At 43.6% G+C, this 23,626-nt stretch carries 21 protein-coding genes and 3 tRNA genes; 12 read left to right on the top strand and 12 right to left on the bottom strand.

The genetic code is table 11. The features are described from left to right. Nucleotides 1-140: 140 nt before the first annotated feature. A tRNA-Arg gene (locus U5K72_06325) sits at nt 141-213 on the bottom strand. Nucleotides 214-326: 113 nt separating this feature from the next. Next, nucleotides 327-398 (bottom strand) — tRNA-Thr (locus U5K72_06330). A gap of 240 nt (nt 399-638) precedes the next feature. Between U5K72_06330 and U5K72_06335 the strand changes: the two genes are divergently transcribed. Beyond that, on the top strand, nt 639-1,679 hold the full coding sequence (locus U5K72_06335; GenBank protein ID MDZ7718422.1) for an FAD:protein FMN transferase: 1,041 nt from the start codon (nt 639-641) through the stop codon (nt 1,677-1,679). 231 nt (nt 1,680-1,910) lie between these two features. Here the strand turns inward: U5K72_06335 and U5K72_06340 are convergent, their stop codons facing one another. From U5K72_06340 to U5K72_06350, 3 genes are all read right to left on the bottom strand, one after another. Beyond that, nucleotides 1,911-2,852, bottom strand: a complete 942-nt coding sequence (locus U5K72_06340; GenBank protein ID MDZ7718423.1) for a TIM barrel protein — start codon at nt 2,850-2,852, stop codon at nt 1,911-1,913. Between the two features lie 247 nt (nt 2,853-3,099). Beyond that, nucleotides 3,100-4,464, bottom strand: a complete 1,365-nt coding sequence (locus U5K72_06345) for a Gfo/Idh/MocA family oxidoreductase (GenBank protein MDZ7718424.1) — start codon at nt 4,462-4,464, stop codon at nt 3,100-3,102. Between the two features lie 49 nt (nt 4,465-4,513). Next, nucleotides 4,514-5,659 (bottom strand): SUMF1/EgtB/PvdO family nonheme iron enzyme, encoded by a 1,146-nt coding sequence (locus U5K72_06350; GenBank protein ID MDZ7718425.1) that lies wholly within the window; start codon nt 5,657-5,659, stop codon nt 4,514-4,516. 236 nt (nt 5,660-5,895) lie between these two features. Here U5K72_06350 and U5K72_06355 point away from each other — a divergent pair, with 236 nt between their 5' ends. Beyond that, nucleotides 5,896-6,258, top strand: coding sequence for a transmembrane 220 family protein (locus tag U5K72_06355; protein ID MDZ7718426.1), 363 nt, complete (start codon nt 5,896-5,898; stop codon nt 6,256-6,258). Nucleotides 6,259-6,967: 709 nt separating this feature from the next. On the opposite strand, the gene U5K72_06360 is transcribed toward U5K72_06355, so the two are convergent. The 3 genes from U5K72_06360 to U5K72_06370 all read right to left on the bottom strand — a co-directional run bounded on the left by U5K72_06360 (nt 6,968) and on the right by U5K72_06370 (nt 8,025). Then, a tRNA-Pro gene (locus tag U5K72_06360) sits at nt 6,968-7,041 on the bottom strand. A gap of 48 nt (nt 7,042-7,089) precedes the next feature. Beyond that, nucleotides 7,090-7,305 carry a hypothetical protein gene (locus tag U5K72_06365; GenBank protein ID MDZ7718427.1) on the bottom strand — a complete coding sequence of 72 codons (216 nt, stop codon included), beginning with the start codon at nt 7,303-7,305 and terminating at the stop codon, nt 7,090-7,092. Nucleotides 7,306-7,518: 213 nt separating this feature from the next. Next, nucleotides 7,519-8,025, bottom strand: a complete 507-nt coding sequence (locus U5K72_06370) for an NAD-dependent epimerase/dehydratase family protein (GenBank protein ID MDZ7718428.1) — start codon at nt 8,023-8,025, stop codon at nt 7,519-7,521. Between the two features lie 126 nt (nt 8,026-8,151). Between U5K72_06370 and U5K72_06375 the strand changes: the two genes are divergently transcribed. The 7 genes from U5K72_06375 (at nt 8,152) to U5K72_06405 (ending at nt 12,957) form a co-directional block, all read left to right on the top strand. Then, complete coding sequence (locus tag U5K72_06375; protein ID MDZ7718429.1) at nt 8,152-8,703, top strand: hypothetical protein; 552 nt, start codon at nt 8,152-8,154, stop codon at nt 8,701-8,703. 197 nt (nt 8,704-8,900) lie between these two features. Then, nucleotides 8,901-9,899 (top strand): aldo/keto reductase, encoded by a 999-nt coding sequence (locus tag U5K72_06380; GenBank protein MDZ7718430.1) that lies wholly within the window; start codon nt 8,901-8,903, stop codon nt 9,897-9,899. 9 nt (nt 9,900-9,908) lie between these two features. Next, nucleotides 9,909-10,544, top strand: a complete 636-nt coding sequence (locus tag U5K72_06385) for a Crp/Fnr family transcriptional regulator (GenBank protein ID MDZ7718431.1) — start codon at nt 9,909-9,911, stop codon at nt 10,542-10,544. Between the two features lie 148 nt (nt 10,545-10,692). After that, nucleotides 10,693-10,947: a hypothetical protein gene (locus tag U5K72_06390; protein ID MDZ7718432.1), complete on the top strand. Its 255-nt coding sequence runs from the start codon at nt 10,693-10,695 to the stop codon at nt 10,945-10,947. Nucleotides 10,948-10,949: 2 nt separating this feature from the next. Then, entirely contained in the window at nt 10,950-11,291 is a 342-nt protein-coding gene (gene trxA / locus U5K72_06395) for a thioredoxin (protein ID MDZ7718433.1), read from the top strand. Further along, nucleotides 11,278-11,736, top strand: a complete 459-nt coding sequence (locus U5K72_06400) for an OsmC family protein (GenBank protein ID MDZ7718434.1) — start codon at nt 11,278-11,280, stop codon at nt 11,734-11,736. The genes trxA and U5K72_06400 overlap by 14 nt, the downstream gene beginning before the upstream one ends. Before the next feature lie 102 nt (nt 11,737-11,838). Continuing rightward, the gene (locus tag U5K72_06405) at nt 11,839-12,957 is read left to right on the top strand and encodes a PLP-dependent aspartate aminotransferase family protein (protein ID MDZ7718435.1); all 1,119 of its coding nucleotides are present in this window, start codon (nt 11,839-11,841) and stop codon (nt 12,955-12,957) included. A gap of 124 nt (nt 12,958-13,081) precedes the next feature. On the opposite strand, the gene U5K72_06410 is transcribed toward U5K72_06405, so the two are convergent. Both U5K72_06410 and U5K72_06415 read right to left on the bottom strand, forming a co-directional pair. Then, the gene (locus U5K72_06410; GenBank protein MDZ7718436.1) at nt 13,082-14,560 is read right to left on the bottom strand and encodes a sodium:solute symporter family protein; all 1,479 of its coding nucleotides are present in this window, start codon (nt 14,558-14,560) and stop codon (nt 13,082-13,084) included. After that, complete coding sequence (locus U5K72_06415; protein MDZ7718437.1) at nt 14,561-14,809, bottom strand: hypothetical protein; 249 nt, start codon at nt 14,807-14,809, stop codon at nt 14,561-14,563. A gap of 350 nt (nt 14,810-15,159) precedes the next feature. Between U5K72_06415 and priA the strand changes: the two genes are divergently transcribed. Beyond that, nucleotides 15,160-17,586, top strand: coding sequence for a primosomal protein N' (priA, locus tag U5K72_06420; protein ID MDZ7718438.1), 2,427 nt, complete (start codon nt 15,160-15,162; stop codon nt 17,584-17,586). A gap of 191 nt (nt 17,587-17,777) precedes the next feature. On the opposite strand, the gene U5K72_06425 is transcribed toward priA, so the two are convergent. Together U5K72_06425 and U5K72_06430 are read right to left on the bottom strand one after the other, a co-directional pair. Next, nucleotides 17,778-19,382 (bottom strand): histidine kinase dimerization/phosphoacceptor domain -containing protein, encoded by a 1,605-nt coding sequence (locus tag U5K72_06425; protein MDZ7718439.1) that lies wholly within the window; start codon nt 19,380-19,382, stop codon nt 17,778-17,780. A 456-nt stretch (nt 19,383-19,838) separates the two neighbouring features. Next, nucleotides 19,839-20,915, bottom strand: coding sequence for an IS1380 family transposase (locus tag U5K72_06430; protein MDZ7718440.1), 1,077 nt, complete (start codon nt 20,913-20,915; stop codon nt 19,839-19,841). 656 nt (nt 20,916-21,571) lie between these two features. Between U5K72_06430 and U5K72_06435 the strand changes: the two genes are divergently transcribed. Together U5K72_06435 and U5K72_06440 are read left to right on the top strand one after the other, a co-directional pair. Further along, nucleotides 21,572-23,077, top strand: a complete 1,506-nt coding sequence (locus U5K72_06435) for a sodium:solute symporter family protein (protein ID MDZ7718441.1) — start codon at nt 21,572-21,574, stop codon at nt 23,075-23,077. Nucleotides 23,078-23,097: 20 nt separating this feature from the next. After that, entirely contained in the window at nt 23,098-23,541 is a 444-nt protein-coding gene (locus U5K72_06440) for a GNAT family N-acetyltransferase (protein MDZ7718442.1), read from the top strand. The last annotated feature ends 85 nt before the right edge of the window (nt 23,542-23,626 follow it).

Below are 23,626 nucleotides of genomic sequence, written 5' to 3' on the forward strand. Positions count from 1 at the left end.
ATATGTAAGTTTCTTTCGGAGGAGAGGCGTAAACCAGAAAAAGTATAATCACGCTTTTTACGTGTACCTATTGTTGTACTAATATCGAATATATGACTATATAAGTACTTATTATTTAATTACTTATATAATTCACTAAGTAACCCCGCCCGGACTTGAACCGGGATTTAAAGCTTAGGAGGCTTTCGTTCTATCCGGTTGAACTACAGGGTTAGAATTTGTGGTGTGAATTGAATTCGAGTTCGTGATTGAAAACGTGTGGACACACCCCTGATGGATTCGCTGAACGCTCACCATCGGTCCCCTCTCGAGAGGGGAGGTTTAAGAGCCGGAGATGAGATTTGAACTCACGACCTATTCTTTACGAGAGAATTGCTCTACCCCTGAGCTACTCCGGCAAATAATTTCAAATAAATAAGAATTACCTTCAGCCGAAGAAATTGTCCACTGAAATTTTAATGCAGGTGGACTCCGGCTTTTTCAGAGTTACAAATTTAGGTACTTTTTTGCTCACATTAAACCTTTGGTGAATGAAAATATTCTCGCATTATCCTAAATCCTCTGGATATTTATGCTTTCACGGTTTCAATTCTGCGGAATCGATAAAAGCTTTTCTCTGCATGAAAACGTATTTTTAAATGTTTAAAATAAAACACAGCCAGATGTACAAAAGACATTTTTTGATTACAATTCTTTGCTTTCTGCTCCTGCAATCAATCGCAGCCCAAGAGTTGCAACGATTTACGTTTCAATCCTATCACATGGGAACGCAGTTTAATATTGTTCTCTATTCTGATGATGATTCCATAGCCAGCCAGGCATCAGAAGAAGCTTTTAACCGAATCGAGGAGCTGAACCAGATCATGAGTGATTACGAAGATGACAGTGAGCTCAATCGATTATCACGAACGTCAGGATCCGGCAAAGCTGTAAAAGTGAGTAATGATCTGTTTAAGGTTCTGAAAGAATCGGTTCGAATGGCTGAGTTGAGTGATGGTCTGTTTGATATCACTGTGGGGCCAATGAGTCGATTTTGGCGGATGGTGCGAATGTCGCCCGATCCGCAGCTTCCTACAGAACAGGAGATTGCAGAATTTGAGAGGCAGGTTGGATATGAGCATATCAGGCTTGATGAGGAAAATCAAACTGCAGAGTTAACTAAACCGGATATGCAGCTCGATTTGGGGGGCATTGCCAAAGGATATGCCGCCGAAGAAGCGTTGAAAGTATTAAAAAGTTTTGGAATAGAGCGTGCTTTGGTTGATGCCGGCGGAGATGTGACCCTTGGAGATCCGCCCTCCGGCAGGGAAAGCTGGGATGTGGCCGTTCCGAAAAGTCAGCAAAATGGAGAAAGCCAGTTCATAACCCTGCAAACGGCAAACAAAACCGTTACCACCTCTGGTGATCTGTTCCAGTTTGTGGAAATTGATGGTACACGTTATTCGCATATTCTCAATCCCATGACCGGGCTTGGCGCAACTAACCAGATTCAGGCTACGGTTATAGCAGATGAAGGGATGAAAGCGGATGCACTTTCGTCCATTTTAACCTTGATGACACCGGAAGAAGGAATAGATTTGATTAATGAAACAGATCAAACCGAAGCGATTCTTTTTGTAAATGAGGGGGATACCATCCTGGAGTTTTATTCGAATGGGGCAAAAGATTTCATTAAGTGATGCTTAGCAGATCCGCGAAGTTTTAAGTACCTGTTTAGTGGTTCGAATTAAATAACCTGACAGCACCAACCCCTCCGAAGGAATCCCCAAGGGGGATCTGTCAGCGTTGTGAACCAAAGACAATTCCCTTCGACGCTGACAGGAGACCTCGCACATATCTGTTGGGGCCACGCTGTCAGGTCACGATTGTGAGATCCGCGAAGTTTTCGAAAACTTCGCGGATCTTGTTCATCAAACCTCAAAATCATCCGCTCTGACGTACGCCTCAATTAACGCAAGCTCGCCCTCTTTTCCGTCCATCGAGTTTCCATGTTCCATTCCTACGATGCCATCGAATCCTTTATCATACAGATGTTTGAAGATATTGCGGTAGTTGATTTCACCGGTGTAGGGTTCGTTTCTGCCGGGGTGATCGCCTAACTGGAAATAGGGAATTTCATTCCAGGCAGTATCGATATTTGGGATCAGGTTCCCCTCGGTAATCTGCTGATGATAGATATCATATAAAATTTTGCATGACGGGCTGTCCACATGCTTACAAATTCGGTATGCTTGCGAGGTTTTGGTGAGAATCATCCCGGGATGATTGATTAGCGTATTTAACGGTTCGAGGACCATTACCAATCCATGCGGTTCCAGGATTTCGGCGGCACGTTTTAACGCATCGATCACATTCAGTTCCTGGTAGTCCATATCAAGGCGCAGATCAATGTGTCCGGGGACTACAGTCATCCAGGTGGCACCCACTCTTTTAGCGACCTCTACGGATTCACGAATCTCATCCAGGAATTGGTCCACATATTCCGGGTCACCGGTGCTCAGGCTTGGTTCATTCCAGTAGATCGTATGTGCAACGAACACGCCCATATCCATTCCAAAATCCGCCAGCTTTTGTCCAATCTGTTCCTGGGTTCGCCGATTTCGTCCCTTCATCCCGTTATCTTCCAAACCTCTAAAACCAATATCATTCATAAACTGTAGCTGGTCCAGCAGATCTCGCCCGGCATGGTTTTCAAACATCCCAAAGTGTGGGGAATATTTCAGTTTGAAATCGTGAGATTGAAGAAGATCGGATTTGTTTAGCGATTTAGGTTGATTTTTGCTGAGTGCAGTTCCGGTTGCAAGTGCTGATCCAGCGAGCAATGAGTTCTTTAGGAAGTTTTTTCGATTCATGAGATAGGTATTATTTGATTCAGTGAGGTATCCTTTTAAATGCGAATGCTAAAGGAATGGATGGGAAATATACCATCAAACCCTTCTGTTCTTTTTTATGATTATTGAGGAGAAGCGGAGCTTCCGATTGGGCGATGCGAAGGAGGACCTTCGCATCGAGTAAAAAATGTATGAACTTAATAGCAGCCTTGTTTATGAAGATCCGCGAAGTCTTGAAGACTTCGCGGATCTTTAATCAACTCTAAATCTATCCAGTACTTACAGTTGACTCCGGACTCAACACATTCGTAACACCCGGAGTAGGTACGGGATAGTCACCATTTTCATCGGGCACAACAGGAGGTGGGGTATCCCAGGTCATATTATCCGGAACCATCTTGTCTTGCGCGTTAATGGCTTGATCCCATGTAATCACTTGACCTGAATAGGTTGCCATGCGACCCATAATAGCTGTAAGCGTACTTTTTGCTCCATTCTCGGTGTCGCTAATAACATCACCATTTCGAATGGCGGCAAAAAGCTTGTCGTGCTCAACTTGATATGGGTTCGGGTCGTTCATGCCAGCATGATCGTACAGAACCACTCCATCGTGATCTTTGATGAGGGCTTTATTGCTTGAATCTATCTCAATTGTACCATAAGCTCCCTGGAAATGTTCGGCAACTCTCGAGAACGTATCCGGCTGATGACGGCACTGGCTGGAGATTACCGCTCCGCTTGGGTAGGTAAATTCCACAAAATGGTGATCAAAAATCTGTCCGTGATCTTTACCGGTTCGGACCTCGCGTCCGCCCATACCCTGGGCTGATACCGGGTACTCACCCAGGAACCAGTTAGCCACATCGATGTTGTGAATGTGCTGTTCGAGAATATGATCGCCACAAAGCCAATTGAAGTAGTACCAGTTTCTGTTTTGATATTCCAGTTCGGTTTGATCGGGTTGTCGCTCACGTACCCAAACGCCGGCGCTGTTCCAGTACACCTGTCCTGCCGTAATCTTTCCAATGGCATTGTCACGAACATGTTTCAACGCTTCGTGGTAATTGGTTTGATAATGACGTTGAAGTCCTACAACCACGTTTAGTTGCTTCTGTTTTGCTTCACGCCCGGCCTTCAGTATTCTGCGTACACCATCTGCTGAAGTACCCAACGGTTTTTCCATAAAAACATGTTTGCCCTGCCGTACAGCTTCCTCAAAATGCTCCGGACGGTAACCGGGTGGTGTGGCAAGAATTACAACATCAGCCAGTTCAATGGCATGTTTGTAACCGTCAAATCCTACAAATTTATGCTCTTCCGGGACGGCAATTCGGTCTCCATCGGGATGTGCCTGGGTCAGAGAGTTATAACAATCGTCCAAGCGGTCTCGGAACAGATCAGCCAACGCAACAATTTTCACTCCTTCATCTGCATTCAGTGCCTGGTTTGCAGCTCCGGTTCCCCGGCCCCCGCAGCCCACTACCGCTACATTGAGTACATCATTTGCAGCTGCATAAGCACTTGAGCCTACCGGTAAAGAACTTAACAGAATTCCTCCTCCGGCTGCAAGAGACGTTTTTTTCATAAAATCTCTTCTTGTTAATTTCGTGCTAAACTGATCTTTATTTTCCATTGTTTTCAGGTTTTAAGTTTACAAGTGTTCTGGTTTATTTTTTGATCCTCTAATTATAATCCTGTATTGCTTCAATCCAATATTCTTCCATTTCACTAACCGAACCGGGTTCATTTACCGGGCGTACTACACGAAAACCCACAAACGGGGCATTGGTATGCCACCACAAACTTTTAGGAAGTTGCGGATCTCTCATCTTCCAGGCCGGGTTCGACCCTCTGCGCTGGATACAGCTTGCAGCTGCGGCAGGATCCATCCACGATCCGCCGCGTGCAGTTCTGGGATACAGTTCAGTGGGTGAAAAGAATGGATTGTCGGCTGGTTCGTTTTCCAGCTTTGCAGGATAATCTTCGTGGTATTGATCTAATGTCCATTCGGCTACATTGCCAAGCATATCATGGATTCCCAGTGCATTTGGTTCTTTGTTGCCAGGCTGCTGATATTTGCGATTACTATTGTCCCGGTGCCAGGCGTACTGATCCAGTTCTGCTGTGTTGGTGATCGGTTCATAGTCATCCGTACTGGCCGCCTTACATGCATATTCCCATTCCGCTTCTGTAGGAAGCCGGTAAAAGTCACCGGTTTTTACAGTCAGCCATTTAGTGAACATAAAAGCGGCGTAATGTGTCATACTAACGGCCGGGAAACCGTCGGTACCCATTCCGGCAGTTACATCAGAATAGGGAGGCGAGGGGAGAGAGATAATATCAGCTGGAATGTCGTTATCCCGAAGAAGATCAAGCGCTTCCTCGGTCAGAGTCGGAGATGATATTGCATCTGAATCGATATCCACGCCATACAGATTTTTATAAACCTCGGTGCGTATATCCTCGAGCAGTTCATTTCTGAAAAGGTTGTACTCATTCCAGGTAATTTCGTATTTGCCAATCCAAAACGAGTCAACTTTTACTTTATGCGTTTCACCATTTTCGAAAGGTCCCATCTGATATGAACCACCGGGAACTAACACCATCTCAATCTCTTGGTCAGAACCTGGAATTTCTTCCGCGTATTCAACAGTTGCTGTACTTGATGCAGGTTGAGTTGTAGATTGTGTTTGTTCAGTAGTATCACTTGAAGATGAATCGGATTGAACCTCAGTACTCTTACATGCGAAAAGAAAAAAAGGTAAACTGATCAACCAAAAAGTAATAAAATGGTTTCGGGTGTTAATTAAATTATTCAATAACTTCATGATACGGAGCTCTTTTTTTGCTTAGGGGATAACCGACCGGTTTGAAATATTTTAATGTATGGTTTCGGATTTATTCCTCTTCCATTAACTATACTTATAAAATAGCAGACTGGAAAGAGAAATGAATCAGGTTTTTCCTGAATATTTAAGTACTTATATCTTCATCATTTTAATATTTACCAAGCATGGTTACTTTTCATGAGATAGAGGATACTAAATCTTATAAAATTTAAATAATGTTGAGATATATAAACTACCTGGCAATCATAGTTTTTGCCTTAGCGGCAATTGTACAATACAACGATGTTGATGCACTGCGATGGATGTTGATTTACGGAGCTGCGTCTGTTTTATCAATTCTGTATGCTTTAAAGAGATTGCACTGGGCCACATCTACTGTACTTGCCATTGTTTGTTTGATATGGGCGCTGTTTATAGTTCCGGATCTGACGTTAAGCGGATTTCAGCACATGTTTGATGAAGTTCGTATGATTCAGACAGGAGTAGAGGCCGCACGAGAGTTTTTAGGGCTTCTCTTGATTTCCAGTTGGATGACTCTTTTGACGTATGCGACCCGAAATACGAAAGAGTCGGGATGACAGGATTTTTCCGAAGGAATGCTTTCGGTGGAACCGAGGCTGTCCAAAAAGGATGTGAGGCAAATCAATTTTTGATTCTTGTCATACCGGACTCCGATCCGGTATCTCCAAACATAGTTAAAGAGTGATCTTGATACAACGATATACTTGTTAAATGGATTCGTTTTGTCAGGATGACAGGATTTGAATCCCGAAGCACTGCTTCGGAAGATCAGCGCTCAGGAAGATATTTCAAACTACGAAATGCAAAAGAAAGAGGATCTTGATTACAACGTATATACTTGTTAAAGTGGATTTAGTTTTGTCGGGATGACAGGATTTGAACCCCGAAGCACTGCTTCGGAAGATCAGCGCTCAGGAAGATATTTCAAATTACGAAATACAAAAGAAAGAGGATCTTGATACAACGTATATGCTTGTTAAAGTGGATTTAGTTTTGTCGGGATGACAGGATTTGAACCCCGAAGCACTGCTTCGGAAGATCAGCGCTCAGGAAGATATTTCAAACTACGAAATACAAAAGAAAGAGGATCTTGATACAACGTATATACTTGTTAAAGTGGATTTAGTTTTGTCGGGATGACAGGATTTGAACCCCGAAGCACTGCTTCGGAAGATCAGCGCTCAGGAAGATATTTCAAACTACGAAATACAAAAGAAAGAGGATCTTGATACAACGTATATACTTGTTAAAGTGGATTTAGTTTTGTCGGGATGACAGGATTTGAACCTGCGACCTCGTCGTCCCGAACGACGCGCGCTGCCGGACTGCGCCACATCCCGAAAGCATTAAAATACTGAGTTGGTCACTGAAAGTACATCGAAAAATTGTCAGGGTTGAAAATCGGATTCTACAACAATCCTGATTCCTTCCTTGTAGGACGTTGGCTGAAAATCAAACCTCTGCTCAAATTTATCGCTGTTGAAAACATAATCGCGATCGTACTGGTACATCATCTCAACATTTTCTCTCATAACAGGCATAAAAAGCCCCATGAGCCGAACAATAAGTTTGGAAACAGTTCTGTATTTCGGTTTCTGATTCATCTGTTCTGCAATCTTTTCAACCCACTCTTTCCCGGTGTACGGATTTGATGCGGTAGGCAGATGCCAGGTTTCTCCAAAAGCGTCTGGTGTATTGCCTAAAAGAGCAGTGGCTTTACCGGCATCCGGGGTATAGGTATAGGAGTGTTTGCAGGAATCATCGCCCAGCCAATTTGCTGTTGAGCCCTGGCTGAGTGGTTTAAAAACAGTTTCAATCTAAATAGAGAGGGGTTTCTCAAAACCGGGCCCGTAAAAATCGGCTGACCTTGCTATCAACGCTTCAATTTTTCCCGCATCCACAGCATCCCAAAGCATCTTCACGATTTCGGCTCGTACTTCGCCCTTTTCACTGGCGGGGTTCACCGGGGTGTCCTCCGTCATAGGATTCAGGTGATTTGGATCGTAAAGGTAAACATTATCAAAAAATACCAGTTTCGAATTATGTTTTTCACAGGCATCAATTACATTTTTCATGATGACCGGCCATGAGCGCCTCCACACATTTTTATCGTACTTCAAGCCAACGGTGAGATAACAAACATCAGAATTTTCCACGGCTTGCTGTACAGCACCGGGATTCATCAAATCTGCAGAATAGAGTTCATCAGATGAGTTTACCTTTTCAGGATTCCGACTGACAAGCCTGATTTTATCAGTGTATCCAGGGAGCACTTTTGCGAGCTCCGTTCCGATTGCACCCCCCGACCCAAGAATAGTTTGCATAATAGATTGTGTTTAACTCTCTTTTTTGAAGATAGGCGGATCTGTATGGAATTAGAAGTCAAATCTACGAAACATATTTTTGATTCAATCGTAGCCTGTTAAAATCCGCTAATCAACTTTTTGCTCATGAAAATTCTAAACAAATACAAAAGTAATATACTTTCAATTTTTCCGGCTATAGCTCTTTTATTTTTCTTAATCCCATCTCAAACCGCCGCTCAGCACGACCATATTTTTTCAGCCCATGATGATTTAGATGCGGATATTACGTCTCGCCTTCTTCATGCCGATGCCGAATACGCAATGACCACCCGCGAAGGGTCCGTTGATCTTATGCTGACTGATAAATTCATCGTTATCCAGTTCTCCGACCGGTTTCTTTCCAACTTGGATAATGAAATTCGAAGAGAAGCGGATGTCGATGAAGCCTCGGTACTTGCAGAGATCTTCACATCGATGATCAGCAGCGGTGTCCATTCACTTTTAAACCATGCACTTGAAATACCGATTCGGGAGATCCGTGAAGTGTATTACGAAGATGGCAAACTTCATATCATAGATTATGACGGAGAAGAGATATTTGGAGATCTTGAAATCGATGATGTATACATCATGGAAGATTTTTCCCGCCGCGATGCCCGACGATTTGTATCCGAAGCGGAACGCCGAATGATTTAGTAGTATTCGACTGCCGAATTCTCTCGGCTGTCGATCTTCCAGGCCGCTGTATTCATGAAAATGATAAACGGCTCTGCGTACCGGTTCACTGCTATCTTAAGATTCAGCAAGCCGATCTGAATTTTTGACAGAACGAACTCAAAAGTTGTCCTGTTTTTGTAGTTTACAACAGAAGAAGAACTACAAATAGAGGTAATATGAAATATCGATTTTTAGGTCGTTCAGGATTGAAGGTTTCTGCTCTTTCATTTGGCTCCTGGGTAACTTTTGGAGATCAAATTGATGAGGCGGTTGCCACTGAATGTATGAAAGAGGCTTATGATGCCGGGGTCAATTTTTTTGATAATGCTGAGGCCTATGCAGGTGGCCAATCCGAGGTTGTTATGGGTAACATCATCAAAAAAGAGGGATGGAAACGTTCTGATCTTGTACTATCCACAAAAATATTCTGGGGCGGAGAGGGTCCTAACGATTCTGGTCTTTCCCACAAACATATCATTGAGGGAACAAATGCATCTCTGGAGAGAATGCAAACCGACTATGTAGATCTGATTTTTTGCCACCGGCCGGATAAATTCACACCCATTGAAGAAACAGTTCGGGCGATGAATCAAGTCATCAACGAGGGAAAGGCATTCTATTGGGGAACGAGTGAATGGTCGTCTGAACAGATTCGTGAGGCCTATCAAATTGCAAGACGCGAACAGTTGCGTCCGCCGCTTATGGAACAGCCACAGTATAACATGTTTAAACGAGATAAAGTGGAAGGGGAATATTCCCGACTGTATGATGAAATTGGTTTAGGCACAACAATCTGGAGTCCTTTGGCAAGTGGTTTGCTGACAGGTAAGTATAACGACGGTATACCGGAAGACAGCCGCCTGGCGATGGAAAATTACGACTGGCTTCGGGAAAAACTTTTGGAGACGGAGAGCGGGAAACAAAAACTTCAGAAAGTAGAAAAACTGGCTGACATTGCTGATGAAGCCGATATCTCCATGCCGGAAATGGCATTGGCATGGTGCCTGAAAAATCCCAATGTAAGTACGGTGATAACCGGCGCGTCTAAACCTGAGCAGGTTCGGGAGAACATGAAGGCAATTGAGAAAGTTGATAAACTAACGGATAATCTGATGGAAAAAATAGAAGAGATCCTGGATAACAAACCCGGGGAAGAAACAGATTTTCGTCGATAGGAAGCGTTTATGAATCCCTCATTTCAATCACTTTCAAATCCTTCGCAAAAAAAATCAGTTCCTGACATAATTAAAGAACTGGAGGGTGAAGGGTATAAGCGCGAATTTAAAAAAGGGGATGTTCTGGTAAAACCGGCTCAACCGATATCAGAGATCCCCATAATTTTAGAGGGAGCCATCAGTGTCTATCAACTGGATGATGATTACAGGGAGATGTTGCTTTATTACCTGGAACCGGGTGATATGTGTATCATGTCATTCATGGGGGGATTGTACAATGAATCAAGTAAAATAAAAGCAGTAGCAAGTGAAGAAAGCCGCGTTTTGCTAATTCCTGTGCGGAAAATTGGAATGATTATTAAACATCACCCCGAATGGATAGAATATATATTTGATGTATATCATCAGCGATTTCATGAATTGCTGGATGTAGTGAACGCCGTTGCATTTAAAAAGATGGATGAACGGCTGGTACATTTCATCGAAAAAAGAAGAGAAATTACAGGTAAATCTACGATTAAAATTACTCATGAAGAACTTGCCAAAGAGCTTGGAACAGCACGAGTGGTAATCTCAAGACTCCTGAAGGAACTGGAGAAAAAAGGTGTTTTAGAACTCGGCAGAAACAAGATTACCCTGCTATAGTGTTTCTTAGAGATACTACTGTAACAAATGTTACTGACCCGGGTCAGGCTGGTCATTATATTTCTTATCATTGATTGTTGAGCCAGGCGATTAAGCTCATCAATCAACCCAAATAAATCTTCCGAACTAAAAAAATGGACTGGTAAAGATGAATATAAAAGAGCAGATTTTTTCTAACTGGTATCCCATGCGGTGGGCCATGCTTATTCTTGGGCTCGTTTTGGGATATAACTACCTGGCAAATGGAGCAGCTATTTCAGGTCTGTTATCCCTGTTAATTTTATTTCAGACCGTAACCAATACCGGATGTTTGCTGGGGCGTTGTAAACCTGCTGTTTCTCATCAAACCAATTCCAGTGCAAACGTGGAAGATGTAACCTTTGAAGAAATAAAAACGAATTAAAAATGAAGAACGAAGCAACTGAAAAAAAAGAGATTACATTTAACGATTTGATAAAAGGCGACACGCCGGTACTTGTTGATTTCTACGCAGACTGGTGTGGTCCTTGTAAAATGATGCCACCCATTTTGCAGGAGGTTAAAAACCAATTTGGTGATGATCTTCAAATTGTAAAAATCGATACAGAAAAAAATCCCCAGGTAGCTATTCAATACAATGTGAGAGGGATTCCCAATATGATTCTGTTTCACAAGGGAGAAATATTATGGCAGCAAGCAGGTGTGGTTCAAGCCCCTCAGCTTGAGAGGATTATCCGGCAAAAACTGGAGGAACATGCCGCTGCCTGATCAACATCAATACGATGTTCATTTATCCTGGAAAGAGGGTAAAACCGGTGAGCTTTCTTCGCCGGGAATTAATGAAACTATTGAGGTTGCAACGCCCCCGGAATTTCCCGGTGGTGTTGATGGTGTTTGGTCTCCTGAGCATCTTTATACTGCATCGGTAGTGAGCTGTTTTTTTACCTCATTTACAGCAATTGCAGCTTATTCAAAGCTGAACTTTAAAGATCTGAAGATAGAAAGTTCGGGTTATATGAGTCGCAATGAAGATGGTAAATATGTGATGAACAAAGTGAGGTTGAAACCGGTTCTTACCATAGAGGATGAAACCCGGGAGAAAAAAGCCTATCGCATTTTGGAAAAAGCTGAGGAGATTTGCCTGATAACGCGATCGATACAATCCGAAATAATTTTTGAACCGAACGTTTACATTGCTGAAAAAGTGGGATAGATTGAAGGCGATTCCAAATCAAGCTCCATAATTTTTGATTTGGTTATTAAGTTCTAATAAAACAAATACTTGAAGTATTAATCGCTATTGAATACAGATATCATGAAATTTGAAACGAAAGCTATTCACGCCGGACTTGATATCGGCAATCCTTCAAAATCTATTATTCCTCCCATATCACCCAGTACAATTTTTGAGATTGATTCGGAAGGCAGGGATGAGAATGATTTTCACTACACGCGACTGCAAAACCCTAACCGCCAGCAGTTTGAGCATCTGATTGCTGCGCTGGAAGGTGGAGAAGCTGCTGCTGCATTTTCGTCCGGTATTGCAGCAGCAACGGCTGTTTTGCAGTCTCTTAAAACCGGCGATCATGTGATTATTCCGGAAGATGTTTATGCCGGCAACCGGATGATGATTAAGAAAATTATGACCCGCTGGGGACTTAATTTTGATTTTATTGATATGACGGATCTTCAAAATATTGAAGATCATATTAAGCCGAATACAGCACTCATCTGGATTGAAACGCCATCCAATCCCCTGATGCAAATTACAGATTTAAAAGCCGTTGCAGGGTTGGCTAAATCGAACAATATTCGAACGGTAGCCGATAATACCTGGCCTACTCCCGTCAATCAATTGCCATTTGATTTTGGGATTGACCTGGTTCTGCATTCTACGTCCAAATATTTTGGAGGGCACAGTGATATTTTAGGTGGTGCTGTAGTATCCAGAGAGAATGACGATTTTTTTCAGCAGATTCTCACCGTTCAGAAACTGGGCGGTGCCGTTCCATCTCCCCAGGATTGCTGGATGCTGAGCCGTAGTACCCGAACGCTTTCGTACAGGATGAAGGGGCATAATGAACATGCGGAGAAAGTGGCTTTATTTTTAGCGGATCATCCAAGAGTTGAAGATGTATTTTTTCCCGGTTTGGAATCACACAGAGGTCATGAGATAGCCAAAAAACAGATGAAGGGATTTGGAGGGATGATTTCATTTTTGGTTGATGCCGATCAAAGTGGAACCATCAATATTGTTGGAAAATCCAGGCTGATTAAACGGGCAACAAGTCTTGGAGGAGTGGAAAGTACCTGGGAGCATCGCCGAAGCAGTGAAGGAGAGGGATCTGTTTCACCGGAGAACATGATTCGAATCAGTGTTGGGCTGGAACATCCCGATGATCTTATTGAAGATCTGGAACGGGCTTTAAATTAAACAACCTGCCAGAGCGCAAACAAAGTGAGCTCCTGGTAGAGTTGTTTTTTACTTGTTCCGAAGGTCCTCCTTCGGAACACCCCTCTCAGAAGCTCCGCTTCGCTATTAATTAAAGTGTCTGATACTAATCAGACCCAGAATTCACAAACTTCTCAACCCGTTCGGGATCGTCCGGTTTTGTGACCAAACTAATGCTTACAAGCAAAATGACGTTCACCATCAAACCATAAATACCTTCGTGCATGGGGAATGGTTTGATTTCAGGAAATATCAGGCAAATTGTATTTACCAGAATTCCGCCGATCAAACCGGCAAGTGCACCAGCTTTTGTGGCTCTTTTCCAATAAAACATGGCAAAAACAATCGGGAAGATCTGTGCAACTCCGCCATATGATCCCAAAAGTAAAGCAACGATCGACACATCAATCACAACGGCAAACAGGTAGGATATCAAACCGATAATAACCACTGAAATCTGGATAAGCAGTCGTTCTTTTTTATCGCTTAACGGGTTTTTTACTAACTGGCTGATTCCATCGCGAATTCCAATTGAGGCTGCAGAGTGAAGAATGGCGTCACCGGAGGACATGGAGGCAGCGAGTGCACCTGCGCAAAATAATCCTACTACAATAGCTGGTAAGTCTAATTGCATAAGAATATGGGGGAGAATAGTGTCGGCCTGTTCCACGCCCGGAAAAGCCACAATAGCAGAAAAACCGATCATCAAAATCGGGACAAGAAATATCAGAAATGTGGGATACAGAACAACACTCAAACGAAGTGACCGGGCACTCTTGGCGGCGTAGCTGCGCATAAAAAGGTGCGGCCACATTGAAAAGCCAAATGCAGAAACGAGAACGGCTGAACTGTATCCCCACCAGCTCCACGCAGAGCCATCGGCGGCCAATCCGGGGGCTTCGAGCATGGCTGTATTTCCACTCTCCATAATGGCTGTAAACATTTCACCGATACCGCCATACAATGTATTTGGCAGGTAAATTCCCAATACCCAGGCCATTACCATCATAAACATTCCCTGGAACGCGTTGGACCACCCAACACCCATCACGCCACTGAAATAGACATAAATGAGTACCACCAGATAAGTCACTCCGGCACCGAGCCAATATGGAATCATGCCTTCACTGATCACATTCAAAACATATCCGGCACCAACCATCTGAAGAGTCAGATATGGAATAAAAACCACTACACTGAGAATGGCCAGCATTACAGACATGAATGTACTATCGAACCGGTCGGCCAGCAGTTCAGCCTGGGTTACGTAACCATATCTTTCTCCAAGCCGCCAGGTTCTTGGTCCAAAAAAGTAAAAGGGTACAATTCCAATCACCCCGTAAGCGATAATGTAAAAAGCAGCCGCACCCCGTGAATAGGCCCAGCCGGGTCCGCCCAGAAATGCAAAGGATGAAAAGATAGATGCACCCAATACAAAGTAGAGAATGAACACATTCATACTGCGGTCACCGGCTACATATCCGCTCACACTTTTAGATATTTTCAGGGAGGGTAAAATTCCGGTTAAAAGAGATATGAAAAGATAAAGACCGACGATGATGAGAATAATTGTGCCGGTTTCCATTTAGTCTGTATCGATCTTTTTATTGTCTGATATGTAAAGAGTCAGAAGTGCGGCAAACCCGGCGATGGTACAAAAGATGATCCAGGCAAATGAAAGAGGTAAACCGAATATCAGTGGAGTAGCTGATGAAAACAATGTGTAACCGGGCCAGATAATCATCAGGGAAATCAATGTCATGACCACACAAAAAATCACTCTTGATTTCCGGAGGGATGAATTTCTTTCTGATTGATCTGGTGTTCTGGCCATGACTTTACCCGAATTATTCACTAAGTTATTTTTTTATATGCTAATATATTGTTTTTACTTTCGTTATAGAGAATAATTTATAGCCCAAATTTGGGTGTCTAACCGAAGCTGCGAAATTTGTCCGACTGCTGCGTTGTCCCACAAATGGTTTGCTCAACGTACTCAGGTACGTTTCCGCCACCATTTCCGTGACGCCTTGCAGACATCCAAATTTCTTGGTGAATAATCCGGGTTTAGTCGGTTATTCACGATTGGATCAAGCGTGAATATAGTTTTTAAAAGCCTAAACTGAAAGATCCGCGAAGTTTCAGAAACTTCGCGGATCTCCCTAAGATTCCATAGCTTTCGACATGCCAAAAACCTATGTCGATATCGCATTTCCCACAGCTGTCAGGCGGCTGTTTACCTATCATATTTCTGAGGATCAGAAAGTAGAGCCCGGAATGCGGATTTGGGTGCCGCTTCGAAAGGAGTTTGCCATTGGAATGGCCGTGCAGGTGCACAATCGGAAGCCGGATTTTAAAACAAAACCGGTTGAACAAGTTTTGGATGAAAAACCGGTGATGAACCAAACCATGCTTCAGCTTACGGAGTGGATTCACCGCTTTTATTATTGCAGTTGGGGTGAAGCGATCCAGGCGGCATTACCGGTAGGGCTGAACTTTTCTTCGAAAAAAATGTTGCGTGTAAAACAACTTGACCGATCACGACTAACCGAAAAGGAGAAGGAGATTCTCAAAGATTTAGAGAGCAAAGAATATACTCTTCAGGAAGCCCGAAAACGGTGGCGGGAAGGGTCAGATAAAAAAGTTCTGAATAAATTGATCAAAACCGGCTGGGTTGAAGTGTGGGAACAGCCCCGCCAGCGAGTAGATTACAAAACGGCCAAGCATTGGCAGATTCCCGAATCGGTTCAGCCAAATGAAATCCTGGAAAATCTCCCTGAAAATGAACAATCTAAAAAATGGGTAAAGGCGTTTGAGAAACTTGCAGAATTGGATCTTCCCAAAACTCATCAGGAACTTTTGGGTGAGAAACTTTTCACTCCTTATACGCTGAAGCGAATTGAGGAAGAGAGTTGGATTGAATCTGTAGATCTTCCGGTTGAAACGGATACTCAACAAAATGGAGTTCACGATCCCGATCAAATCAAAACACTTTCAGATCAACAGCAGAACGCTTATGAAGCGATCAAAAAATCATTGGATGACCGGGAATTTAAAAGTTTCCTTTTGTATGGAGTAACCGGATCAGGGAAGACAGAAGTATATATTCACGCTTTAAAACATGCATTGGAGCAGGGCAGGGGCGGATTGGTTTTGGTTCCTGAAATTGCGCTGACTCCGCAAACCGTTCAGCGTTTTTACCAGATTTTTGGGGATCAGATTGCCGTTCTGCACAGTCGGTTGAGTGATCGTGAGCGGTTTGAAGCATGGCAAAGTTTGAAATCTGGAGAAAAGAGAATTGCCATCGGTCCGCGCTCAGCTGTTTTTGCACCGGTTCAAAATGTCGGGCTGATTGTGGTGGATGAGGAGCACGATTCATCATATAAACAGTTTGATCCATCCCCAAGATATCACGCCCGCGATGTAGCTGTGATGCGTGCAAGCATGGAGAATGCTGTAGCGGTTTTGGGTTCAGCTACTCCGGGAATGGTTTCTGTAAAAGCCGCGATGGAGAAAAAGTACGACATGTTGCAACTGCCCCTTCGTCCCACCGGTACAATGCCGGAAGTGAAAATTCTGAACCTGTTGGAGTACAAAGGTGCTATGAAAGAATCACTCACAGCCGAACTTCACCTGGAGATGGAGAAGGCGCTGGATCGGGATGAACAGGTGATTTTACTCTACAACCGAAGAGGATACTCTTCGTATTTACAGTGCGAAGATTGCGGACATATACCTCAAAGTCCTCACAGCTCTACCAGCCTTACCTATCACAAAAAGAAAAATATTTTGCTGTGTCATTACAGCGGTTATTCACGACGGGCAGATAGTCAGTGTGAAAATTGCGGTTCAAAGAATCTGAAGTCGAAAGGCAGCGGAACACAAAAAGTGGAAGAGGAGATGCAGGAGCTTTTTCCCGACGCACGTCTTTTGAGGATGGATCGTGATACAACTTCCGGAAAATTTGGCCACCAGAATATTTATGAGAAATTCCTGAATGGTGAAGCTGATATACTGATTGGTACTCAACTTGTAGCCAAGGGGCTTGACTTCCCGAATGTTACCGTTGTTGGTGTTGTAAATGCCGATACCGAGCTGGCATTTCCCTCTTTTCGTGCAGGTGAACGGATGTTTCAATTACTCAGCCAGGTTGCGGGACGTGCGGGAAGGGCAGAAAAACCGGGAGTTGTATATGTACAAACCTGGAAACCGGATCACCCTGCGATTGAATCTGCCCGCACTCACGATTTCAAAGCATTTGCTAAACAGGAGCTTGCCAATCGGCAGATGCTCAGTTTTCCTCCCTATTCTCGCATGATTGTGTTCCATTTTAAATCTAAATCGATCAGCAAGGTACAGCTTGTGGCTGACCGATTTTGTGATGCCATGCGTGAAGTGGCTGGTGAAAATGCAGTGATGGGGCCGTCACCATCTGTTATAGAGTGGATGAACGGCCAGTACCAATGGGAAGCGAACATTAAATTGAAGCGATCTTATAATGCACATGTAATAGAAGAGTTGCTGAATCGAATATTTGCAACATACGACTCGATGAAACCCAAAGGCGCTTCTGCGGTGAGAATTAATGTGGATGTGGATGCGGTGGAGTGAAAGATGATTTTTGATGAATGATGATTTTAGAATTTAGATCTCAGATTTAGAATAAAGACCAAATAATCATTCAGATATTAAAAAGTGTTGGTTTCCCTTAGGAAGGATTGAAGTTGTTGTTGAATTCCTCGAAGGATGGGAGCGGATCTTTTATGTTTTTCATTGGAGGCATAATAGCACTGCCAATTTTATCAATCGCTGATGATTGATTCGAGTGGTATGGAGAACTCAAATCGAGTTCCATTGCTGTTGCTATTGATGGTCAAATCGCCTTTTAATTGATCTGTAAAATTGTTGACAAGTGTCATGCCCAAAGAGTTGCTTTTCTTCAGATCAATATCCTTTGGAATACCTGATCCGTTGTCACTGATCTTCATCAGCATTTTGTCATCATTTAAGTTTGATAATATTTTGATCTCGCCATCATCTCTCTCATTAAAGGCATGTTTATGTGCGTTGATAAGAATTTCGCTAATCATCAATCCAAGAGGAATTGCCTTCGCCATATCCAGGTGAATGTCGTCTACTTCGTAGGTTAGGATTATACCTTTATTTCCGTCCTGGAATGATCGGTGGGTAACCTCCGCAATGTTTTCGATATATTCTTTGAGGCTGATCTTCGAAAAATTCTCATTGTTATAGAGTGCTTCATGTGCAAGAGACATTGTACGAATCCTGGATTTTGAGATCTTCAGCAGATCTGCAACATCTTTGTCTTCACTCATGGTTTCTTGCAGTTCAAGCATACCGTGTACCTGGGCCAGGTTATTTTTAACACGGTGCTGAATCTCTTTGAAAAGGATATCTTTCTCTTTGAGCGAAACTTTCAGTTCTTCGCGACTCTCAAGAAGGTCGGCCGTTCTCTCTTCTACCTGTTCTCGCAGATTTTCATTCCAGCTGTGCAGGAGATAGATTGCGGCATAGCCGGTTACAAGAATCAACCCTATGGATGTCCATGTGATAATTTCAAATGCTTCGAGTGACCCCATGATGTCTGTAACCATCACCATGTCACTGCCGCCAACGGTTTCGCGAACATTGGATCGGCCCAGCATATATCCTGAAAAGATAAAGAGTGCCAGGGTAAGTGCTACACTAATTACAGAACCATAAATCCATTTTGGTGAAATTTCTTTTCGTGTAGGAAGATCGAAATATTGATTTTTTTTCCGTTCAATCCAGGGAGAGAGAACAAACAGGAGAGGCCCTAAAATAAGAATGGATTGAAAGAAAATACCGGTCCACCAGCTTTTCCAGACAATCAAGGTGTCTTGTGCAGAAAGCTGAAGGAAAAAGCTCCAGATAAAAGACCCCATGGAACTGGCCAGTGCCGCAATGAAAGAGATCACCACAAACGCCGCAATGCTCTTAATGCTTCGCAGCGTGTAAGGAATTCGAATACTGTGGTATGCAAGGGCAAAGAAACCCATCCCAAAAATAAAAGACATACCGATCAGAGACGCCCACAGTACGGTAATGTCGGACATATATGCCACGATGAACGTACACAGATACACGGGTATAAATCCCCATTCAAATCCGAACCAAAACAGCAAAAGCATTCCGATAATTAAGGCGGGATTCAGCAGAAAGAAATTGATGATCTCAACTCTGTCTGATGTAAGTGTGAGCCACTGCTGCTGCATCAGGTTGGCGGTAATTAGCAACGAAGCCACAATAATTAAAATCCAGCCCAGAATGGGACCGTATAGCCTTGCATCAGAAGTTTTAAAATTAGAAGTAAGAAAATCTAATGATACGGGCCTCCAAATAAAATTACGGTCCTTGTTTTTCATACCCAATCAAATATCTGTTGAGTTGCCAAAATTGATCTCATGATTGTATGATTAAACCCGAGTTTTCAAGTGTAGTTGTTGTATCGTTGCACATTAAAATAAATGCCAACAATTTTGTTGTTGCTGTAATAAGATCCCTTTTTAAAGAGAGAGTATAGAAAACTATGGAATTTTTGACAATTTATTTTAAAAAAAATTAATATTTGTATTTTTGATGATTGCCTCAAATCCGCAAGGATTTCATTTGCATAAGATAGTACAATAACAGTACTCATTTTCTAAAATTTGATTGACAATACTATCGTATTTGTAGATTTCCCGTGATTCTTTGCTGTTTTTTTACCACTGTTGACCGCTAACGGATGCCTATTTTGCTGTATTTTTTTACTCATGGACACACCTCTGCCACAAATTTGGATTAACGAATAGCGTCAGTGGAGGTGACGGGGTGGTTTGCTACTCCAGAAGCAGCTCGTAGCCCTTACCGGTGTAGAGTTTAAGGATATTCTGCCTGCCTGAGCGAATCCACTTGGCGGGAACGCTAATGAATCGAAAGATAAACTTTTTAAGCCGGTAGGTGGCCTTCAGCCAAGGGATGCGCTTCGAGTAGAGGCTGAGGATGTAACGATAGAAGTTGGCGATGATGGCCGTGAGAATCATAAAGGCCGTGTTCTGCGAGAGGAACGAGCAGGGCAGCCGTGACCAGCTAAAATCGTTGCCCATCACATCAAAGACCCGCTCACTGGCTCCTCGTTTGTTGTAGAAGGCAACAATTTCCTCCGGGGAGCTCTCACGATCGTTGGTTAGAATGGCCCGGTAGGTGTAGGCAGACTCGCTGAACAGATCGCCCTGCTGGTCGTCTCGTTTGATGCGGCTGACGATCAGCCGATAGGAGGTTTGCCCGTCAAAGGGCCGCCAGTCGGCCAGCTCGGCCACATCCATCGGCTGCCAGTTCAGCTTCACCGACCTCCAGTCGTCCTGATCGAGCGCCCCAATCTGTCGGAGCATCTCCGCCGAGCGTTTGGCCCGGATGTAGAACTGGTTGGTATGGGGTTGCACCAGATCAACGACGTCCTGTTGATAGGAAGCTGAATCGGCCCGAAAGCGGCCAATGCTCACATCATGAGCATTCAGCCGTTCGAACAGTCGGTCGAGGGTTTCGTGCTGGGCAAAGCTCGCCTGGCTGTTGCCGTTGCGCCCCTCGATGGTTACCGGCATGCCGTCAATGCTGGCAACCCCCGGCTGGTAGCCGTGACATTTTTTATAGGTTCGCGCCGCATCCCATTTCTCGGTTTCAATAACCTTGTTGTCATAGTCCAGAGTATAGCAGCGCCGGTTGCTGAGTTGTCCGGTGGTCCGCAAGGCTTTCACCAACAATTCGTTTAGCGGCTCATTGATGTTGAACGTGTGGTTCACACCGCTGGTTGGATGAGTAAGCTGGCGGGAGTCGCAGGCCAGCTGCTTGACCCCACGAAGCAGCGTGTCGGGGCTGCACGGCGAGAGGCCCCGCGTGCGGTGGAGGGGCTCGCGCAGGTGCTCGGCCTAAATCCTCGGCGCAGTCCCCGCCGGTAAACAATACGCTCATGAGGTTGGCAACAATATCGCTGTAGGAAAACCCGGCCGTTTGACCTCTCGGGCCGAGGTGCCGGTCAATCAATCCCGCCAGCCCGCACGTATGAAAACTTTCCAAACAAAAATCTAATCCGCCAAATGGTGTTATCTTATCCGATGATTTTGTAATATGCATATCTCACTTCTTTAGTTTGATTTGTCTCACCTAAATAAGTGAAATTATTCGAGCCAAAAAAGCCTGAATCAACAACATTCAGCCGCTTTTTTGGCTCTTTTTATGTATTGCTTGCGGATTTTAGGGATTGATAGAAGGCTTTGCAAAACTCTGCCCGTCATCCTGAACTTGATTCAGGATCTCCAGATACTGGCTATAAAGGCGAATGGAGAATCTGAATCGAGTTCAGATTGACCAATAACCACGGTTTTGCAAAGCCCTCTGATATTCAGATAATCAAGGATTATATATGCCTTTTTTTGAATGCAAACGGTCATTGTTTTTGTTTGATGCTTGCTGATGAAGCTTGTACCTTTCATTGACAAAGAAAACGGAAGTAGAAACGAAACAGAAACCTACGAGCAACTTTCAGGCTATATTTCAACGACCCCTGCACTAATTCATGCATTATATAGATCTCGCACTGTTTGTAGTATATATCGTAGGACTGCTTGGATTCGGGTACTACTTTTTCCAGCACAATAAGGGAGGAGACGATTACTATGTGGGCGGGCGAAATATGAACAGCCTGCATATTGGGCTTTCCGTAGTTGCAACGGATGTTGGAGGAGGATTTTCTATTGGCCTTGGCGGACTTGGTTTTACAATGGGACTTGCCGGTTCGTGGATGCTTTTTACGGGGCTGATTGGTGCATGGATGGCAACTGTATTTCTCATTCCTAAAGTGAAGGGAAACCGGGCATTTGATAAAGCTTACACCTTTCCTGAAGTTTTTAAGCACTTTTTTAATGCCAGGGTAGCACTGATTGCGGGAATTATTTCAGCTATCGGTTATGCCGGCTTTACCAGTTCACAAATTTTGGCGGGTGCAAAACTTGCCAATGGTACCTTTGCCAATCTCGACTTACAAACGGCTCTATTTATAATGGGAACGGTAGCTGTTCTTTACACCGTTCTGGGCGGGCTAAAAGCTGTTATTTATACAGATACAATACAATGGAGCATTTTAATGCTTGGGCTGGTATTTATTGGGATTCCCGTTTCCTACAATGCAGTGGGCGGATGGAGCGAAGTTACGGCAGCGGTTGACCCGGAAATGCTGTCGTTGGGGAATATAACATGGCAGCAGGTTGTCTACTGGGGGGCAACAATTATTCCCATCTGGTTTGTTGGTATGACACTTTACCAGAGAATTTATGCTTGCAAGGATGAGAAAACTGCAAAACGGGCATGGTACCTGGCCGGCTTGTTTGAATGGCCGGTAATGGCTTTTATGGGTGTTTTATTAGGGCTTTTTGCCAAGGTTGCGGCTTCACAGGGAATGTTTGAATATCTTGGTGCGGCCGATATATCAGACACCGACCCGGAAACCGGTTTGCCAATGCTGCTGCGTACCGTTCTTCCGGTTGGCCTGATGGGTATAATGATGTCGGCCTATTTTTCGGCTATTTTATCCACCGCAGACAGTTGTCTCATGGCATCTTCAGGAAATGTTGTTTCAGATATTATTGGTTATTTCAGAAAGGTTGATCATGAGAGCCCAAAGTTTTTACGTTTTTCACAGATTACAACACTCATTATTGGGGCAGGAGCACTCCTGCTGGCAAGTTCAATGCAGAGTGTTCTGAATTTAATGCTCTATTCGTATGCATTTATGGTTTCCGGGCTTTTTGTGCCAATAGTTGGGGCATTATATTGGAAGAAAAGCAGTAGTGCCGGCGCAATTTCAGCTATGTTACTGGGGGGTACAACTACTGTTTATCTCACAGTGGGACACCCGGTGCTGTCCTGGGAAGGGTTTAGCCTGATATTTTGGAATGATATTACCATAGAATTTGCTCAAATAGCCTTACCTTACGGATTAGATCCAAATGTTTTTGGCATCTCAGCATCAGCATTTATTTTTGTAATTGTATCGCTGTTGTTTCCGGATGAAGAGCAGGCTTAATATTAAAAATTGAAGTAATAATGATAACATATGAGATCAGCCAATCCGACGAAGAAAATCCCACAGGATTTTCGAGAGATGATATCGCAGAATTTCTCTATAAACATTTAGATGAGTATGGCGACTCAAAGTCGGCTATTTTAAAATGTATCGGATATGCCTATGGGGATCGTCCCGGCCAGGACGGATTTATATTAATTGCCAGCGAGGAAGACGAAATATTGGGGACCGTAATTATTAATCGCACCAATATGAGTGAATATATACCTGAGAATATTCTTGTATACATTGCAGTTCATAAACAAGCACGAGGCCAGGGAGTGGGAAAAGAACTGATGAAACGAGTTATTGAAGCTACCACCGGAGATATTGCCCTGCATGTAGAACCTGACAACCCGGCAAAATTTTTATATGAGAAAGTTGGTTTTACCAACAAATATCTTGAGATGAGATTAAAAAAATGAAGCAAAAACCTATCAGTATAAACCGTAAAATTATAAAATAGTGCTTCGTCCTGTTAACCTGGTGGAGCACGAGCCTCATTCTTGC

Source organism: Balneolaceae bacterium, from assembly GCA_034521495.1.
Classification (GTDB): Bacteria; Bacteroidota; Rhodothermia; order Balneolales; family Balneolaceae; genus Rhodohalobacter.

Bases quoted from the DNA above. Each gene is read 5' to 3' on its own strand.
- U5K72_06335 (MDZ7718422.1), top strand. From the start codon at position 639: ATGTTTAAAATAAAACACAGCCAGATGTACAAAAGACATTTTTTGATT.
- U5K72_06340 (MDZ7718423.1), bottom strand. From the start codon at position 2,852: ATGAATCGAAAAAACTTCCTAAAGAACTCATTGCTCGCTGGATCAGCA.
- U5K72_06345 (MDZ7718424.1), bottom strand. From the start codon at position 4,464: ATGGAAAATAAAGATCAGTTTAGCACGAAATTAACAAGAAGAGATTTT.
- U5K72_06350 (MDZ7718425.1), bottom strand. From the start codon at position 5,659: ATGAAGTTATTGAATAATTTAATTAACACCCGAAACCATTTTATTACT.
- U5K72_06355 (MDZ7718426.1), top strand. From the start codon at position 5,896: ATGTTGAGATATATAAACTACCTGGCAATCATAGTTTTTGCCTTAGCG.
- U5K72_06365 (MDZ7718427.1), bottom strand. From the start codon at position 7,305: ATGAATCAGAAACCGAAATACAGAACTGTTTCCAAACTTATTGTTCGG.
- U5K72_06370 (MDZ7718428.1), bottom strand. From the start codon at position 8,025: ATGCAAACTATTCTTGGGTCGGGGGGTGCAATCGGAACGGAGCTCGCA.
- U5K72_06375 (MDZ7718429.1), top strand. From the start codon at position 8,152: ATGAAAATTCTAAACAAATACAAAAGTAATATACTTTCAATTTTTCCG.
- U5K72_06380 (MDZ7718430.1), top strand. From the start codon at position 8,901: ATGAAATATCGATTTTTAGGTCGTTCAGGATTGAAGGTTTCTGCTCTT.
- U5K72_06385 (MDZ7718431.1), top strand. From the start codon at position 9,909: ATGAATCCCTCATTTCAATCACTTTCAAATCCTTCGCAAAAAAAATCA.
- U5K72_06390 (MDZ7718432.1), top strand. From the start codon at position 10,693: ATGAATATAAAAGAGCAGATTTTTTCTAACTGGTATCCCATGCGGTGG.
- trxA (MDZ7718433.1), top strand. From the start codon at position 10,950: ATGAAGAACGAAGCAACTGAAAAAAAAGAGATTACATTTAACGATTTG.
- U5K72_06400 (MDZ7718434.1), top strand. From the start codon at position 11,278: ATGCCGCTGCCTGATCAACATCAATACGATGTTCATTTATCCTGGAAA.
- U5K72_06405 (MDZ7718435.1), top strand. From the start codon at position 11,839: ATGAAATTTGAAACGAAAGCTATTCACGCCGGACTTGATATCGGCAAT.
- U5K72_06410 (MDZ7718436.1), bottom strand. From the start codon at position 14,560: ATGGAAACCGGCACAATTATTCTCATCATCGTCGGTCTTTATCTTTTC.
- U5K72_06415 (MDZ7718437.1), bottom strand. From the start codon at position 14,809: ATGGCCAGAACACCAGATCAATCAGAAAGAAATTCATCCCTCCGGAAA.
- priA (MDZ7718438.1), top strand. From the start codon at position 15,160: ATGCCAAAAACCTATGTCGATATCGCATTTCCCACAGCTGTCAGGCGG.
- U5K72_06425 (MDZ7718439.1), bottom strand. From the start codon at position 19,382: ATGAAAAACAAGGACCGTAATTTTATTTGGAGGCCCGTATCATTAGAT.
- U5K72_06435 (MDZ7718441.1), top strand. From the start codon at position 21,572: ATGCATTATATAGATCTCGCACTGTTTGTAGTATATATCGTAGGACTG.
- U5K72_06440 (MDZ7718442.1), top strand. From the start codon at position 23,098: ATGATAACATATGAGATCAGCCAATCCGACGAAGAAAATCCCACAGGA.